The 16206-nt window shown below is 40.5% G+C and carries 16 protein-coding genes; all 16 read left to right on the top strand.

Features of this window, described 5'->3' with window-relative positions:
• Positions 1-6 precede the first annotated feature (6 nt).
• Positions 7-708, top strand: coding sequence for a M57 family metalloprotease (locus tag LG369_RS07055; protein WP_074324342.1), 702 nt, complete (start codon positions 7-9; stop codon positions 706-708).
• 68 nt (positions 709-776) lie between these two features.
• Positions 777-2603, top strand: coding sequence for an excinuclease ABC subunit UvrC (gene uvrC / locus LG369_RS07050; protein ID WP_225750722.1), 1827 nt, complete (start codon positions 777-779; stop codon positions 2601-2603).
• Positions 2604-2671: 68 nt separating this feature from the next.
• On the top strand, positions 2672-3622 hold the full coding sequence (gene rsmH / locus LG369_RS07045) for a 16S rRNA (cytosine(1402)-N(4))-methyltransferase RsmH (RefSeq protein ID WP_004251773.1): 951 nt from the start codon (positions 2672-2674) through the stop codon (positions 3620-3622).
• A 9-nt stretch (positions 3623-3631) separates the two neighbouring features.
• On the top strand, positions 3632-3949 hold the full coding sequence (gene ftsL / locus LG369_RS07040; RefSeq protein WP_049494144.1) for a cell division protein FtsL: 318 nt from the start codon (positions 3632-3634) through the stop codon (positions 3947-3949).
• 3 nt (positions 3950-3952) lie between these two features.
• The gene (gene pbp2X / locus LG369_RS07035) at positions 3953-6208 is read left to right on the top strand and encodes a penicillin-binding protein PBP2X (RefSeq protein ID WP_225750721.1); all 2256 of its coding nucleotides are present in this window, start codon (positions 3953-3955) and stop codon (positions 6206-6208) included.
• Between the two features lies 1 nt (position 6209).
• Positions 6210-7190 carry a phospho-N-acetylmuramoyl-pentapeptide-transferase gene (gene mraY, locus LG369_RS07030; protein WP_225750720.1) on the top strand — a complete coding sequence of 327 codons (981 nt, stop codon included), beginning with the start codon at positions 6210-6212 and terminating at the stop codon, positions 7188-7190.
• 130 nt (positions 7191-7320) lie between these two features.
• The gene (locus LG369_RS07025) at positions 7321-7842 is read left to right on the top strand and encodes an FUSC family protein (RefSeq protein ID WP_225750756.1); all 522 of its coding nucleotides are present in this window, start codon (positions 7321-7323) and stop codon (positions 7840-7842) included.
• Between the two features lie 83 nt (positions 7843-7925).
• On the top strand, positions 7926-8282 hold the full coding sequence (gene glnR / locus LG369_RS07020; protein ID WP_000659542.1) for a transcriptional repressor GlnR: 357 nt from the start codon (positions 7926-7928) through the stop codon (positions 8280-8282).
• Positions 8283-8317: 35 nt separating this feature from the next.
• The gene (glnA, locus tag LG369_RS07015) at positions 8318-9664 is read left to right on the top strand and encodes a type I glutamate--ammonia ligase (protein ID WP_225750719.1); all 1347 of its coding nucleotides are present in this window, start codon (positions 8318-8320) and stop codon (positions 9662-9664) included.
• Between the two features lie 119 nt (positions 9665-9783).
• Positions 9784-10104, top strand: coding sequence for a PadR family transcriptional regulator (locus LG369_RS07010; RefSeq protein ID WP_000423982.1), 321 nt, complete (start codon positions 9784-9786; stop codon positions 10102-10104).
• Complete coding sequence (locus LG369_RS07005) at positions 10104-10679, top strand: DUF2812 domain-containing protein (protein WP_225750718.1); 576 nt, start codon at positions 10104-10106, stop codon at positions 10677-10679. Before LG369_RS07010 ends, LG369_RS07005 begins: the two co-directional genes overlap by 1 nt.
• 21 nt (positions 10680-10700) lie before the next feature.
• On the top strand, positions 10701-11213 hold the full coding sequence (locus LG369_RS07000) for a DUF2812 domain-containing protein (RefSeq protein WP_225750717.1): 513 nt from the start codon (positions 10701-10703) through the stop codon (positions 11211-11213).
• A 161-nt stretch (positions 11214-11374) separates the two neighbouring features.
• Positions 11375-12409 (top strand): heat-inducible transcriptional repressor HrcA, encoded by a 1035-nt coding sequence (gene hrcA / locus LG369_RS06995; RefSeq protein ID WP_225750716.1) that lies wholly within the window; start codon positions 11375-11377, stop codon positions 12407-12409.
• A gap of 26 nt (positions 12410-12435) precedes the next feature.
• Entirely contained in the window at positions 12436-12951 is a 516-nt protein-coding gene (grpE, locus tag LG369_RS06990; protein WP_225750715.1) for a nucleotide exchange factor GrpE, read from the top strand.
• 255 nt (positions 12952-13206) lie between these two features.
• Positions 13207-15030, top strand: coding sequence for a molecular chaperone DnaK (gene dnaK, locus LG369_RS06985; protein WP_036754815.1), 1824 nt, complete (start codon positions 13207-13209; stop codon positions 15028-15030).
• A 246-nt stretch (positions 15031-15276) separates the two neighbouring features.
• The gene (locus LG369_RS06980; protein WP_178895435.1) at positions 15277-15909 is read left to right on the top strand and encodes a DJ-1/PfpI family protein; all 633 of its coding nucleotides are present in this window, start codon (positions 15277-15279) and stop codon (positions 15907-15909) included.
• Positions 15910-16206 lie beyond the last annotated feature (297 nt).

The following is a 16206-nucleotide window of genomic DNA, read 5'->3' as shown; positions in this document are numbered from 1 at the left end:
GAAATCATGTTCTGGATTATACGTGTTCTATGTCGATTGTTACTAGGGATTTGGCGCATGTTCTGGCGCCTTGTGTGGACTCTTGTAGTCTTAATTCTCATTGCTTTAGGGATTCTCTGGTATGTGACGGGAGATTTATCTGGTGTCTTCCATCAAGCGGGACAACTAGTTCAAGTTGGTCAAGCAGGTTGGCATCAATGGCAAGAAACTGGTAAGTTGCAAGGCTTGTCTCAGACCGATCATCATCAAGATTCAGGGGCAAAATGGCCAAAGGCGCAAGCGACTATCTATATCGATCCTCAAATGGATGCGACTTTCCAAAGGGCCTATCTTGAAGCTATTGCTAACTGGAATCAGACTGGAGTATTTCATTTTGAAATTGTAACCGAACCGGATCAGGCCAATATTTTTGCGACTGAAATGAATGATGGTTCGACAGCCGTTGCTGGTGAGGCGGAGAGTCAGACAAATCTCCTAACCAAACAATTCACTTCAGTGACCGTTCGCCTGAATCATTATTATTTATCTAATCAAAACTATGGCTATACCTACGACCGCATCTTGCATACAGCAGAGCATGAGCTAGGGCATGCCATTGGTTTGGAACATACCAATGAAGTTTCGGTCATGCAGCCAGCGGGGTCATACTATGGTATTCAGGCTCAAGATGTTCAAGCAGTTCAGAAACTTTACGGCTCTGGAGAATAAGTGTTTTTAAGCTCAAATAGGACTTCTTGATGTCAGCAATGGTAAGGAGTTTTTGCTATAATGGAACTATGAATAACTTGATTAAATCAAAACTGGAGCTCTTGCCTACCAGCCCTGGTTGTTACATTCACAAGGATAAAAACGGCACAATTATCTATGTAGGAAAGGCTAAAAATCTGCGTAATCGTGTACGGTCTTATTTCCGCGGAAGTCATGATACCAAGACAGAAGCCTTGGTGTCTGAGATTGTAGATTTTGAGTTTATAGTCACGGAGTCCAATATTGAGGCGCTTCTTTTAGAGATTAATCTCATTAAGGAAAATAAGCCTAAGTACAATATTATGCTCAAGGACGATAAGTCCTATCCTTTTATCAAAATCACCAATGAGCGTTATCCTCGACTAATCATTACTCGTCAGGTCAAAAAAGACGGAGGTCTCTATTTTGGACCTTATCCGGATGTGGGTGCTGCCAATGAAATCAAACGTCTTTTAGACCGAATTTTTCCTTTCCGCAAGTGTACCAATCCACCATCTAAGGTCTGTTTTTATTACCATATAGGTCAGTGCATGGCTCACACAGTCTGCCACAAGGATGAGGCCTATTTCAAATCCATGGCCCAAGAAGTTTCTGATTTTCTAAAAGGACAAGATGACAAAATCATAAATGACCTCAAGGAAAAGATGAACTCTGCTGCCCAAAGTATGGAATTTGAGCGTGCGGCTGAATACCGAGATCTGATTCAAGCGATTGGAACTCTTCGAACCAAGCAACGAGTTATGGCCAAGGACCTCCAAAATCGTGATGTATTTGGCTACTATGTAGATAAGGGATGGATGTGTGTACAGGTTTTCTTTGTTCGTCAGGGTAAACTGATTGAACGGGATGTCAATCTCTTTCCTTACTACAATGATCCGGATGAAGATTTCCTGACCTATGTTGGGCAGTTTTATCAAGAAAAATCTCACTTGGTACCTAATGAAATCTTGATTCCTCAGGATATTGATGAAGAAGCTGTTAAGGCTTTGGTGGATACCAAAATTCTCAAGCCCCAACGTGGTGAGAAGAAGCAACTGGTCAATCTCGCCATAAAAAATGCTCGTGTCAGTCTGGAGCAGAAGTTTAATCTATTAGAGAAATCAGTTGAAAAGACTCAAGGGGCCATTGAAAATTTAGGACGTCTGCTTAAGATTCCAACACCAGTCCGAATTGAGTCCTTCGACAACTCTAATATCATGGGAACCAGTCCTGTCTCTGCTATGGTAGTTTTTGTCAACGGGAAACCAAGCAAAAAAGATTACCGCAAGTATAAAATCAAGACCGTAGTCGGACCAGACGACTATGCTAGTATGCGTGAGGTCATCCGTAGACGCTATGGGCGCGTCCAGCGTGATGGCTTGACCCCGCCAGATTTGATTGTCATTGATGGAGGACAAGGCCAAGTTAATATTGCCAAACAGGTCATTCAAGAAGAGTTGGGGTTGGATATTCCAATCGCAGGTTTGCAGAAGAATGATAAGCACCAAACCCATGAATTACTTTTTGGAGATCCGCTTGAGGTGGTAGAGTTGTCTCGCAATTCTCAGGAATTTTTCCTCTTGCAACGCATTCAGGATGAGGTGCACCGCTTTGCCATTACATTCCACCGTCAACTTCGTTCTAAAAATTCCTTCTCCTCTCAATTGGATGGAATTGAAGGCTTAGGCCCCAAACGCAAGCAGAATTTGATGAAATATTTCAAATCTCTGACAAAAATCAAGGAAGCCAGTGTGGATGAGATTGTCGCTGTTGGTATACCAAGAGCAGTGGCAGAGGCAGTTCATCATCACCTGAATCCAGAAGTAGACTCAGGGCTAGCTCAAGTAGCTGAGAAGCCTGTCGAGTATAAGGAATAAAGCAACAGTGGAATGTTTTAGCTTTAGTGAGTGCAAGCTAGTCGGATTTGTGGTAAAATAGATAAGATATGACTAAAGAATTTCATCATGTAACGGTCATGCTCCATGAGACTATTGATATGCTTGATGTGAAACCTGACGGTATTTACGTTGATGCGACCTTAGGTGGAGCGGGCCATAGCGAGTATTTATTAAGCAAACTAAGTGAAAAGGGGCACCTCTATGCCTTTGACCAAGACCAGAATGCCATTGATAATGCGCAAAAACGTCTGGCTCCCTATATTGAAAAGGGAATGGTCACCTTCATCAAGGATAATTTCCGTCATTTGAAGGACCGCTTACATGACTTAGGTGTAACCGAGATTGATGGAATTTGTTATGACTTAGGTGTGTCGAGCCCGCAGTTGGATCAGCGTGAACGTGGTTTTTCTTATAAAAAGGATGCTCCACTCGATATGCGGATGAACCAAGAAGCTAGTTTGACAGCTTATGAGGTTGTAAATCATTATGACTATCATGACTTGGTACGAATCTTTTTCAAATATGGAGAAGATAAGTTTTCCAAGCAGATCGCTCGGAAGATTGAACAGGCGCGTGAGTTGAAGCCGATTGAGACAACGACAGAATTGGCCGAGATTATCAAGTCCGCCAAGCCTGCTAAGGAACTCAAGAAAAAAGGTCATCCCGCTAAACAGATTTTCCAAGCTATCCGTATTGAGGTCAATGATGAACTCGGGGCTGCAGATGAGTCCATCCAACAAGCTATGGAATTACTAGCAGTGGATGGAAGAATCTCAGTTATTACCTTTCATTCGCTGGAAGACCGTTTGACCAAGCAATTGTTCAAAGAGGCTTCAACAGTGGAGGTGCCAAAAGGTTTGCCTTTCATCCCAGACGATCTCAAGCCCAAAATGGAATTGGTATCTCGGAAACCGATTTTACCAAGCAAGGAAGAATTGGAAGCCAATAATCGTTCCCACTCAGCCAAGCTTCGAGTGGCAAGAAAAATTCACAAGTAAGAGGAAACCATGGCAGAAAACAGAGGAACAACGAGCCAATTGCTACAAGCTCGTATAAAAAAATTTTCACGTGTTGAAAAGGCCTTTTACCTTTCAATTGCCATCACGGCTCTCGTCTTAGCAATCAGTGTAGTCTATATGCAGACTCAACTTTTGCAGGTTCAGAGTGATTTGACAACAGTCAATTCACAAATTGAGGAAAAAAAGACAGAGTTGGATGATGCTAAACAAGAAGTTAATGAATTGATCCGATCAGAACGTTTGGCGGGTGTCGCGGATTCGCAAGACTTGCAATTAAACAATGGAAATATCCGATCGGCGGAGTAATATATGAAAACATGGAAAGAAAAAATAGTACACTTTGCCATTAAGAATCGCAAATCTCCCCTTGAAAACCGCAGACGAGTTGGGAAGAGTCTCAGTCTCTTGGCCGTCTTTCTCTTTGCTGTTTTTTTGGTTAACTTTGCGGTAATTATTGGTACAGGCTCAAAATTTGGTGTTGACCTAGTTAAGGAAGCAAGCAGGGTCCACCAAACAACCCGAACAGTTCCTGCCAAACGTGGGACTATCTATGACCGAAATGGAGTGCCTATTGCTGAAGATGCGACCTCTTATAACGTGTATGCTGTTATTGATAAAAAATACAAGTCAGCAACGGGAAAAATTCTTTATGTAGAGGATTCGCAGTTTAATAAGGTAGCAGAAATTTTCCATAAGTATTTGGATATGGATGAGGCTTATGTGAAAGAGCAACTGGCTCAACCAAATCTGACCCAGGTTTCCTTTGGTGCAAAAGGAAATGGGATTACATATGCCAATATGATGGCTATTAAAAAAGATTTGAAAGATGCTAGTGTGGAAGGGATTGACTTTACAACTAGCCCTAACAGAAGCTATCCAAATGGACAATTTGCTTCTAGCTTTATTGGCTTAGCCCAACTTCATGAAAATGAGGATGGTAGTAAGAGTTTGTTAGGGACTTCTGGTTTGGAGAGTTCTTTAAATACCATTCTTGCTGGGACAGACGGTATTATTACCTATGAAAAAGACCGTGTAGGAAATATCGTACCAGGTACAGAACTGGTATCGCAACAAACTGTGGATGGCAAGGATGTTTATACAACATTGTCTAGTCCGCTACAATCTTTCATGGAAACTCAAATGGATGCCTTCCAAGAAAAACTAAAAGGCAAGTATATGACCGCGACCTTGGTCAGTGCAAAGACCGGTGAAATCCTCGCTACCACCCAACGACCTACCTTTAATGCAGATACTAAAGAAGGAATCACTGAGGACTTTGTTTGGCGTGATATTCTTTATCAAAGTAACTATGAACCAGGATCAGGCATGAAGGTTATGACGTTAGCTTCTTCTATTGATAATAATACCTTCCCAAGTGGAGAATACTTCAATAGCAGTGAATTCAAAATAGCGGATGCGACGACTCGAGATTGGGATGTTAATGAAGGTTTGACTACTGGTGGGATGATGACTTTCTTACAAGGTTTCGCTCACTCCAGTAATGTTGGAATGAGTCTACTTGAACAAAAAATGGGAGATGCTACTTGGTTGGATTATCTAAAACGCTTTAAATTTGGGGTTCCAACTCGCTTTGGCTTGACAGATGAATACGCTGGTCAACTTCCAGCTGATAATATTGTTAGTATTGCTCAAAGCTCATTTGGGCAAGGAATTTCAGTGACACAAACACAAATGCTTCGTGCCTTTACAGCTATTGCTAATGATGGAGTTATGCTGGAGCCAAAATTTATAAGTGCTATTTATGATACTAACAATCAGTCTGTACGTAAGTCACAAAAAGAAATAGTAGGAAATCCTGTTTCCAAAGAGGCAGCAAGCACAACTCGAAATCACATGATCTTAGTTGGGACGGACCCTCTATATGGAACTATGTATAATCACTACACAGGAAAGCCAATTATAACAGTTCCTGGACAAAATGTAGCAGTTAAATCCGGTACGGCTCAAATCGCTGATGAGAAAAATGGAGGATACTTGGTTGGTTCTACCAATTATATTTTCTCAGTTGTGACTATGAATCCTGCTGAAAATCCTGATTTTATCTTGTATGTAACGGTTCAACAGCCAGAACACTTTTCTAACCCTTGGTTTGGAGAATTTGCTAATCCTATTCTTGAACGAGCTTCTGCCATGAAAGAATCTCTTAATCTTCAGTCTACAGCTAAAAATCTGGATCAAGTTACAACAACAACTAGTTATGCAATGCCAGCGACCAAGGACTATAGTCCGGGAGATATGGCAGAGGAACTGAGACGCAATCTTGTTCAACCAATCGTTATCGGTTCAGGAACAAAAATCAAGGACAGTTCAGTGGCAGAAGGAACCAATCTAGACGCTAATGAGCAAATCTTACTCCTTTCAGACAAGGTAGAAGAGATGCCTGACTTATATGGCTGGTCTAAGAAAAATGTTGAAACCTTTGCCAAATGGTTGAATCTTGAAGTTGAGTTTGAAGGTACAGGAGAAACTGTTAAAAAGCAAAGTGTTCGTTCCAATACAGCTTTAAAAGATTTACAGAAAATAAAAATAACATTAGGAGATTAGAATGCTTATTTCTATCTTTGCTGGAGTGATTGCCTTTATTCTAACAGTCATAGGAATTCCAGCCTTTATCCGTTTTTACCATAAAGCACAGATTACCGGTCAACAGATGCATGAGGATGTGAAACAACATCAGGCTAAGGCCGGAACCCCAACAATGGGGGGTATCGTCTTTCTTGTAACGGGTGTCTTAGTTAGTTTAGTTCTTGCTCTTGCGACGAATCAGTTAACCAATAATGCTGGGATGATTCTTTTTATCCTGGTCTTATATGGTTTGGTCGGTTTCTTGGATGATTTCCTCAAGGTTTTCCGCAAAATCAATGAAGGACTTAATCCCAAGCAAAAACTCCTACTTCAATTAGTTGGAGGAGTAATCTTCTATTTCTTTTATGAAAGAGGAGGGGATGTCTTAAATGTATTTGGGTATCCATTGCACCTAGGCGTTCTTTACATTTTCTTTGCTCTCTTCTGGTTAGTTGGTTTTTCGAATGCTGTTAACTTGACTGACGGAATTGATGGGTTGGCAAGTATCTCAGTAGTGATTAGCCTATCTGCCTATGGAGTCATTGCTTATGTACAAAACCAATTGGATATTCTCCTAGTGATTCTTGCCATGATTGGTGGTCTTCTTGGTTTCTTTGTCTTTAACCATAAGCCTGCTAAAGTTTTTATGGGAGATGTCGGAAGTCTTGCTCTTGGAGGAATGTTGGCCGCTATTTCTATGGCGTTACACCAAGAATGGACCTTGCTCTTGATTGGGATAGTGTATGTTTTTGAAACAACATCTGTCATGATGCAAGTTACCTACTTTAAGTTGACTGGAGGAAAACGTATCTTCCGGATGACACCAGTTCATCACCATTTTGAGTTGGGTGGATTTTCTGGTAAAGGTCAATCCTGGAGTGAGTGGAAGGTCGATTTCTTCTTCTGGGGAGTGGGCTTGCTTGCTAGTCTCGTGACCTTGGCTTTCATGTATTTATTCTAAAATAGAATATTGGAATATAAAAGAGAAGGATTTATACCCTTCTCTTTTTAGTTCCTATTTTCTTCAATTGAGGAATCCTTTTCTCAAAAAAGTAAAATTATGATAAAATGGAAAAAAGAAAGATGAAATGATGAGTTATTTTAAAAAGTATACATTTGATAAATCTAAGTTTAAGTTAGGGATGCGAACGTTTAAAACAGGAATCGCTGTTTTTTTGGTTCTCATGATTTTTGGTTTTTTTGGATGGAAGGGACTTCAGATTGGGGCTCTTACAGCCGTTTTTAGCTTGAGAGAAGACTTTGATAAGAGTGTCCACTTTGGGACATCACGTATTTTAGGGAATAGTATCGGTGGTTTTTATGCGCTGATGTTCTTTCTCTTGAACAACTTTTTTCATGGAGCCTTTTGGGTAACTCTCCTTGTGGTTCCGATATGTACCATGTTAACCATCATGACAAATGTTGCCATGAACAATAAGTCAGGGGTCATTGGGGGAGTTGCAGCCATGCTGATTATTACCCTATCAATTCCGAGCGGAGAGACTGTTTTGTACGTGTTTGCTCGAGTTTTTGAGACATTTATGGGTGTTTTCGTGGCAATTCTAGTCAATTACGATATCGATCGTTTACGGAGCCTTTTGCAGAAAAAATAAAAATTATGTCACAAGATATGACATAAACAATTGACGATTGAATTTTTTTAGACTATAATAGACAGAAAGAAGAGGAAGTGCACATGAAGGAAAAAGAATTTCGTCGCAATATGGCAGTTTTCCCCATTGGCAGTGTTATGAAGTTGACCGATCTTTCAGCGCGTCAAATTCGTTATTATGAAGATCAAGAGTTGATAAAACCTGATCGAAACGAAGGTAATCGCCGGATGTATTCTTTAAATGATATGGATCGGTTGCTTGAGATTAAGGACTATATCTCTGAAGGCCTCAACATTGCTGCTATCAAGAAAAAATATGCCGAACGTGAGGCGAAAGCTAAAAAACCTGTCAGTCAAACTGAGGTGCGCCGAGCACTTAGGAATGAAGTTCTTCAACAAAGTCGCTTTGCTTCTCAACAATCACCTTTTGGTCGCGGTTAGGCAACCGCTAGTCGTCAAATATAAGGAGAAAAAACATGCCAATCACAGCTGCAGATATTCGTCGTGAAGTTAAGGAAAAAAATGTAACCTTTATCCGTCTCATGTTTTCAGATATTTTGGGAACGATGAAAAACGTCGAAATTCCTGCTACAGATGAACAACTAGACAAGGTCTTGTCAAATAAGGCTATGTTTGATGGGTCTTCTATTGAAGGATTTGTCCGTATCAATGAATCAGACATGTATCTATATCCAGATTTGGACTCTTGGACGGTCTTCCCATGGGGAGATGAGAACGGTAGTGTCGCAGGATTGATTTGTGATGTCTATACAACAGAAGGGGAACCATTTGCAGGAGACCCTCGTGGAAATCTTAAACGTGCTCTTCGTCATATGGAAGAAGTTGGATTCAAATCTTTCAACCTTGGACCAGAGCCAGAATTCTTCCTATTTAAGCTTGATGAAAATGGAGACCCAACTCTTGAAGTGAATGACAAGGGTGGTTACTTTGATTTGGCGCCTACAGACCTTGCTGATAACACTCGTCGTGAGATTGTAAATGTCTTGACTAAAATGGGATTTGAGGTAGAAGCAAGTCACCACGAAGTTGCCGTAGGTCAACATGAGATTGACTTTAAGTATGATGAAGTTCTTCGTGCTTGTGATAAGATTCAAATCTTTAAACTTGTTGTAAAAACCATTGCTCGTAAACATGGTTTGTATGCAACCTTTATGGCTAAACCTAAATTTGGTATCGCTGGTTCAGGGATGCACTGCAATATGTCCTTGTTTGACGCGGAAGGAAACAACGCCTTCTTTGATCCAAATGATCCAAAAGGAATGCAATTGTCAGAAACAGCTTATCACTTCCTTGGTGGTTTGATCAAGCACGCTTACAATTACACAGCTATTATGAACCCAACAGTTAACTCATACAAACGTTTGGTTCCAGGCTACGAAGCGCCGGTTTACATCGCTTGGGCTGGTCGTAACCGTTCTCCACTTGTCCGCGTTCCTGCTACTCGTGGAATGGGAACACGTTTGGAATTACGCTCAGTAGACCCAATGGCAAATCCATATATCGCTATGGCTGTGCTTTTGGAAGTTGGTTTGCACGGTATTGAAAACAAAATCGAAGCACCAGCACCAATTGAAGAAAACATCTATATCATGACTGCAGAAGAGCGTAAAGAGGCTGGTATCACAGACCTTCCATCAACTCTTCACAACGCTTTGAAAGCTTTGACAGAAGACGAAGTGGTTAAAGCAGCTCTCGGTGAACACATCTACACTAGCTTCCTTGAAGCCAAACGAATTGAGTGGGCAAGCTATGCAACCTTTGTCTCACAATGGGAAATTGATAACTACCTAGATCTATACTAATGATAAATCAGAAAGATTGTCCGTGAGGACGATCTTTTTTTCTTGCAAATTATATCGAGATGTGATATATTTTATATAACGAGGTGCGATATATCGAACTAAATAGGAGGACTGATTAAATGGAATTAACAGATAAGATTAGGCGGGTTTACCTTCCTATGACTGAAACGGGTTTTTATATTCTATTCTGTCTGCAAAAGGAGAACCATGGCTATGGTATTACTCAAAAGGTTAAAGAGATGACAGATTCACAGGTTTCCATTAGTCCTGGAACCATGTATGGGACCTTGTCAAAGATGGAAAAGGATGGTTTGGTTTCTTTTGTCCGAGAAGAGGAAAAACGTAAAATCTATCAGATAACAGACTTGGGTCGAAAAGTTTTAGAGATTGAGTTGAAACGTATTGAGCGGCTCTACAGAAATAGTCGGGAGGAGCTTTGATGGAAAAGAAGGTTGTTTATAGAATTGCTACCATTGCGGATTATGATAGAGAGGCTCTCTATCTCGGAGAAATGCATGCTCAGGGCTGGAAACTTAAGGAAGTAAACTACTCTAACTTAGTAGTTGCGGTTAAGTATACTTTTGAAAAGTGCCAACCGGACCAGGTGGTTTATCAGTTGGACTTTTATCCTATGAAAAAGTCAGAGAGAGCTTCCTATTTACAACTATTTAAAGATTGTGGCTGGGAGCATATTACAAACTTTAATGGGTTTTCCTATTTTAGAAAGCTTTATTCTGGAGTTGAGTCGGATGCCGAGTTTGAAATTTATAATGACGCGGCCGAGAAGTTAGCCATGGTCAAGCGCATTTTAATAATGCGGATGCTTCCTATTTTGCTTCTCTTTTCGGCTCTACTACCGGTTTTCTCAAAGTTACTCAGTGGAAGAGGTTATTTCAGTTGGGGAATGTTTTTGATTGTTATCATAGACTGTACTTTATTGATAGTTTTCGCGATTCAGATTTCTTATATTTTTTGGAGATTGTTTCAAAAGTGGAAAGAATTATCTGATAAATAAAACCATTTTGGAGGTTAGACAATGAATAGCAAAGTACAATTTCGAATGTTTACCATTTTTGATTTGGATAAGGTAGAAGATTATTTGCATGAGATGCGTTTGAAAGGTTGGAAATTTAAATCGAATCGTTTTGGCTTTTTCTATTTTGAACAATGCCAACCAGATGATGTGATGTACCGTGTGTGGAATACTAGCTACCTTAGAAAAAATGAGGTAGATTTACAAAGTATGAAGGATAGAGGATGGGAATTTGTGGAAAATTGTTCTTATTCTGTTTTTGGAAAAGCAATTTGTGATGTAGATTTAAATGATCAATCTTTCATGGATAATCGTCTTCAATGGGCTGATGTGAAATCTAGACTTCGTACATCTACAGTTTCTATCTCTGGCGGTCTAGTTATTTGTATGAGCTTGTTTCGCGAAAGTCTCTCTCAATCTTTCTTCCTTATTTTTGCCCTTTATGCCCTCATGATTTCCTATCTAATCTATAGTTTTTACAGACTTAAAAAGAAATATCTTGAGAATGTAAGATGATTTTCTAGGTCCTCAGACTGATTTTTAGCACTCTTGATAAAAGAGTGCTAATTTTTTGAGTTTTTGTCTTGACATTCTTTTCTAAGGGTGTATAATAGAATCATAAGTTAGCACTTGGAGGTTACGAGTGCTAAAAAGATCTATCAGAGAGGAGTAGCGAGATGGTTACAGAACGTCAGCAGAATATTTTAAATCTGATTATTGACATCTTTACCAAAACGCACGAACCTGTTGGATCCAAAGCCTTACAAGAGTCTATCAACTCTAGTAGTGCTACCATTCGAAATGACATGGCGGCTTTAGAAAAGCAAGGTTTGCTTGAAAAGGCACATACTTCCAGTGGTCGGATGCCGAGTGTGGCTGGATTTCAATACTATGTCAAACACTCCTTATCCTTCGACCGTTTAGCTGAGAATCAAGTTTATGAGATTGTAAAAGCCTTTGATCAAGAATTCTTCAAGCTTGAGGATATTCTTCAAGAGGCAACGAGAATCTTGACAGACTTGAGTGGTTGTACGGTTGTAGCACTGGATGTAGAACCAAGTAGGCAGAAGTTAACAGCTTTTGATATTGTTGTCCTCGGGCAACATACAGCTCTTGCTGTTTTTACGCTTGATGAGTCTAGAACAGTTACCAGTCAGTTTTTGATTCCGAGAAATTTCTTGCAGGAGGATTTGAACCGCCTCAAGACCATGATTCAAGAACGTTTCCTGGATCAGACTGTTTTGGATATTCACTACAAGATTCGGACAGAGATCCCGCAAATTATCCAACGTTACTTCACAACAACGGATAATGTTATGGATCTCATCGAACATATCTTTAAAGAAATGTTCAATGAAAATATCGTGGTTTCTGGGAAAGTCAATCTTCTGAATTTCGCTAATTTAGCTGCCTATCAATTCTTTGATCAGCCACAAAAGGTTGCTTTGGAAATTCGAGAAAATCTGATTGGCGACCAGATGCAAAGTGTCCGAGTTGCGGATAGCCAAGAATCCTGTTTAGCTGACTTAGCAGTGATTAGCAGTAAGTTCCTGATTCCCTATCGTGGGTTTGGAATTCTTGCAATTATAGGTCCCGTTAATCTGGATTATCAACAATTGGTCAATCAACTCAATGTAGTTAATCGAGTTTTGACTATGAAGTTGACGGATTTTTACCGCTATCTCAGCAGTAATCACTATGAAGTGAATTAAGATTGAAATCATTAAAGGAGGCGAAAATGGCCCAAGATATTAAAAATGAAGAAGTAAAAGAAGAGGAAGTTGTGGAAACAGCTGAAGAAACAACTCCTGAAAAGTCTGAATTGGACTTGGCCAATGAACGTGCTGAAGAATTTGAAAATAAATACCTTCGTGCTCATGCAGAAATGCAAAACATTCAGCGCCGTGCCAACGAAGAGCGCCAACTCTTGCAACGCTATCGCAGTCAAGATTTGGCAAAAGCTATCTTACCATCGCTTGATAACCTTGAACGAGCTCTTGCTGTCGAAGGGTTGACAGATGATGTCAAAAAAGGCTTGGAAATGGTCCAAGAAAGTTTGATTCACGCTCTGAAAGAAGAAGGAATCGAGGAAATCGCAGCTGATGGAGAGTTTGACCATAACTACCATATGGCTATTCAAACAGTTCCAGCTGATGATGAGCATCCAGCAGACACCATCGCACAAGTCTTTCAAAAAGGCTACAAACTCCATGACCGCATCCTACGCCCAGCCATGGTGGTTGTATATAACTAGGCTAGAGAACTTAAAAACCTTGTCCGAAACGACACTAAACTATGAAAGAAAGATAAAAAATGGTTCGGCTTTACCAATAGTGAGCGAAGCGAACCATTGGCGATACTCTTCGCCGTGGCGCTATTTGCGCAAACTTTGAGACCTTAGGCTCAAAGTTTAGTCAAAGAGATTAACGAAGTTAAGCTCTGACGGCGCCGCCACCTAAGAAGAGTATCAAAAAGAAAAATAGAATATAAAATTTAAGGAGAAAAACACATGTCTAAAATTATCGGTATTGACTTAGGTACAACAAACTCAGCAGTAGCAGTTCTTGAAGGAACAGAAAGCAAAATCATCGCAAACCCAGAAGGAAACCGCACAACTCCATCTGTTGTGTCATTCAAAAACGGTGAAATCATCGTTGGTGACGCTGCAAAACGTCAAGCAGTCACAAACCCAGATACAGTCATCTCTATCAAATCTAAGATGGGAACTTCTGAAAAAGTTTCTGCTAACGGGAAAGAATACACTCCACAAGAAATTTCAGCTATGATCCTTCAATACTTGAAAGGTTATGCTGAAGAATACCTTGGTGAAAAAGTAACCAAGGCTGTTATCACAGTTCCAGCTTACTTTAACGATGCTCAACGTCAAGCAACTAAAGACGCTGGTAAAATCGCTGGCCTTGAAGTAGAACGTATCGTCAACGAACCAACTGCAGCAGCTCTTGCTTACGGTTTGGATAAGACTGACAAAGAAGAAAAAATCTTGGTATTCGACCTTGGTGGTGGTACATTTGACGTATCTATCCTTGAATTGGGTGATGGTGTCTTCGATGTATTGGCAACTGCAGGGGATAACAAACTCGGTGGTGACGACTTTGACCAAAAAATCATCGACTACTTAGTAGCAGAATTCAAGAAAGAAAATGGTATCGACTTGTCAAACGACAAGATGGCTCTTCAACGTTTGAAAGACGCAGCTGAAAAAGCGAAGAAAGACCTTTCTGGAGTGACTTCAACTCAAATCAGCTTGCCATTTATCACTGCTGGTGAGGCTGGACCTCTTCACTTGGAAATGACTTTGACTCGTGCTAAATTCGACGATTTGACTCGTGACCTCGTAGAACGTACTAAAACTCCAGTTCGCCAAGCCCTTTCTGATGCAGGTTTGAGCTTGTCAGAAATCGACGAAGTGATCCTTGTCGGTGGTTCAACTCGTATCCCTGCCGTTGTTGAAGCTGTTAAGGCTGAAACTGGTAAAGAACCAAACAAATCAGTAAACCCTGATGAAGTTGTTGCTATGGGTGCTGCGATCCAAGGTGGTGTCATCACTGGTGATGTGAAAGACGTTGTTCTTCTTGACGTAACGCCATTGTCACTTGGTATCGAAACAATGGGTGGTGTCTTCACAAAACTCATCGACCGCAACACAACGATTCCAACATCTAAATCACAAGTCTTCTCAACTGCAGCAGACAACCAACCAGCCGTTGATATCCATGTTCTTCAAGGTGAACGCCCAATGGCAGCAGATAACAAGACTCTTGGACGCTTCCAATTGACAGATATCCCAGCTGCACCTCGTGGTATCCCACAAATCGAAGTTACATTTGACATCGATAAGAACGGTATCGTATCTGTTAAAGCCAAAGATCTTGGAACTCAAAAAGAACAAACAATTGTTATCCAATCGAACTCAGGTTTGACAGACGAAGAAATCGACCGCATGATGAAAGATGCAGAAGCAAACGCTGAAGCAGATAAGAAACGTAAAGAAGAAGTTGACCTTCGTAATGAAGTAGACCAAGCTATCTTTGCGACTGAAAAGACAATCAAAGAAACTGAAGGCAAAGGCTTCGATGCAGAACGTGATGCTGCACAAGCTGCCCTTGATGATCTTAAGAAAGCTCAAGAAGACAACAACTTGGACGAAATGAAAGCAAAACTTGAAGCATTGAACGAAAAAGCACAAGGACTTGCTGTTAAACTCTACGAACAAGCCGCAGCAGCGCAACAAGCTCAAGCAGGAGCAGAAGGCGCACAAGCAACAGGAAACGCAGGCGATGACGTCGTAGACGGAGAGTTTACTGAAAAATAAGATGCAAAGCCCGTTAAAACCTCACAGTGAAAATAGGAAATCTGACGCAGAAACTTTAGTTTCTAGAAAGATTTGTCTTTTTCACCAAGAGGTTAGGGCGTGCTCGATCTAGCCGAAACTCAATTCAGCCTTACTAGTTCTAAAACAAAGTATAATCGACTTTGTTTTAGAATGTCGTAATGATAGGAAGAAATCCAGAGGTTGCAACCCAGCCTCTGTTTTTCGGTAAAATAGAGGATGTTGCGTATGAAAAAAGTACTTTGTATCATTTATCCTAATTTTTCTCTCTATGAGATAACCGCTTTAACAAGTACTTTAGCTCTGTCTTTTGACGTCATGATTGATTATGCCGCTTCAGATCATTCGATGGTGGTCTCTGAGGATGGCTTGCCCTGTCAACCAACTAAAACACTAGATCAAATCTGTATAGAAGAGTATTCTTGCGTGATTTTGCCAGGAATGGTCAATATAGGCCCTGCCCTACAGGATGAGAAATTGATTTCGTTCTTGAGGGATCTTGGTGAGCAAGATATCCTCATTGCAGCCATTTCTTCAGCGCCTCTTTTATTAGCGAAAGCAGGTCTGTTGAAGGACACGAAATTTACAGGTGGAATTTGGCAAAACTTCTTTGACTATTTTGAATTTCTTCCACGTGAAAATTTCCAACCGAAAGTTCTTGTGCAAGATAAACAGATCATTACGGCTATCGGTTTTGCCCATCAAGAGTTTGCAAGAAAAGTGATTCTAAGTTTAGGCTTGGCAGCTAATACGGACAACTATTTTAAAGAACGAAACGACTACTCAGAAGAGGATTTGATATTTACTCTATCAGACCAAGAGTTTGATCAAGTGAAGCGAAGTATAGAAAACAGCCTCTGAAGATTTACATAAAAATTATAGAAAGGAACAAAGAGTGTTCGGGGAATTGAACCCGTGCTCTAAAGTTTCTTACTCAATATGAAAGAAAGGAACTGAACCCGACCTAAATCGTGGTTTGATTCACAACATCAATAGAAAGGAACAAAGAGTGTTCGGGGAATTGAAGCCGAGCTCTAAAGTTTCTTACTCAATATGAAAGAAAGGAATTGAACCCGACCTACATCGTGGTTTGATTTACAACATCAATAGAAAGGAACAAAGAGCGTTCGGGGAATTGAACTCGAGCGGAAAGCTTGG

It is taken from the genome of Streptococcus sp. Marseille-Q4154 (assembly GCF_916700545.1).
Taxonomy (GTDB): Bacteria; Bacillota; Bacilli; order Lactobacillales; family Streptococcaceae; genus Streptococcus; species Streptococcus infantis_I.
This window is presented reverse-complemented; position numbering and strand designations above follow the sequence as displayed.

Coding starts and splice junctions, on each gene's coding strand:
- LG369_RS07055 (WP_074324342.1), top strand. CDS start 7: ATGTTCTGGATTATACGTGTTCTATGTCGATTGTTACTAGGGATTTGG.
- uvrC (WP_225750722.1), top strand. CDS start 777: ATGAATAACTTGATTAAATCAAAACTGGAGCTCTTGCCTACCAGCCCT.
- rsmH (WP_004251773.1), top strand. CDS start 2,672: ATGACTAAAGAATTTCATCATGTAACGGTCATGCTCCATGAGACTATT.
- ftsL (WP_049494144.1), top strand. CDS start 3,632: ATGGCAGAAAACAGAGGAACAACGAGCCAATTGCTACAAGCTCGTATA.
- pbp2X (WP_225750721.1), top strand. CDS start 3,953: ATGAAAACATGGAAAGAAAAAATAGTACACTTTGCCATTAAGAATCGC.
- mraY (WP_225750720.1), top strand. CDS start 6,210: ATGCTTATTTCTATCTTTGCTGGAGTGATTGCCTTTATTCTAACAGTC.
- LG369_RS07025 (WP_225750756.1), top strand. CDS start 7,321: ATGAGTTATTTTAAAAAGTATACATTTGATAAATCTAAGTTTAAGTTA.
- glnR (WP_000659542.1), top strand. CDS start 7,926: ATGAAGGAAAAAGAATTTCGTCGCAATATGGCAGTTTTCCCCATTGGC.
- glnA (WP_225750719.1), top strand. CDS start 8,318: ATGCCAATCACAGCTGCAGATATTCGTCGTGAAGTTAAGGAAAAAAAT.
- LG369_RS07010 (WP_000423982.1), top strand. CDS start 9,784: ATGGAATTAACAGATAAGATTAGGCGGGTTTACCTTCCTATGACTGAA.
- LG369_RS07005 (WP_225750718.1), top strand. CDS start 10,104: ATGGAAAAGAAGGTTGTTTATAGAATTGCTACCATTGCGGATTATGAT.
- LG369_RS07000 (WP_225750717.1), top strand. CDS start 10,701: ATGAATAGCAAAGTACAATTTCGAATGTTTACCATTTTTGATTTGGAT.
- hrcA (WP_225750716.1), top strand. CDS start 11,375: ATGGTTACAGAACGTCAGCAGAATATTTTAAATCTGATTATTGACATC.
- grpE (WP_225750715.1), top strand. CDS start 12,436: ATGGCCCAAGATATTAAAAATGAAGAAGTAAAAGAAGAGGAAGTTGTG.
- dnaK (WP_036754815.1), top strand. CDS start 13,207: ATGTCTAAAATTATCGGTATTGACTTAGGTACAACAAACTCAGCAGTA.
- LG369_RS06980 (WP_178895435.1), top strand. CDS start 15,277: ATGAAAAAAGTACTTTGTATCATTTATCCTAATTTTTCTCTCTATGAG.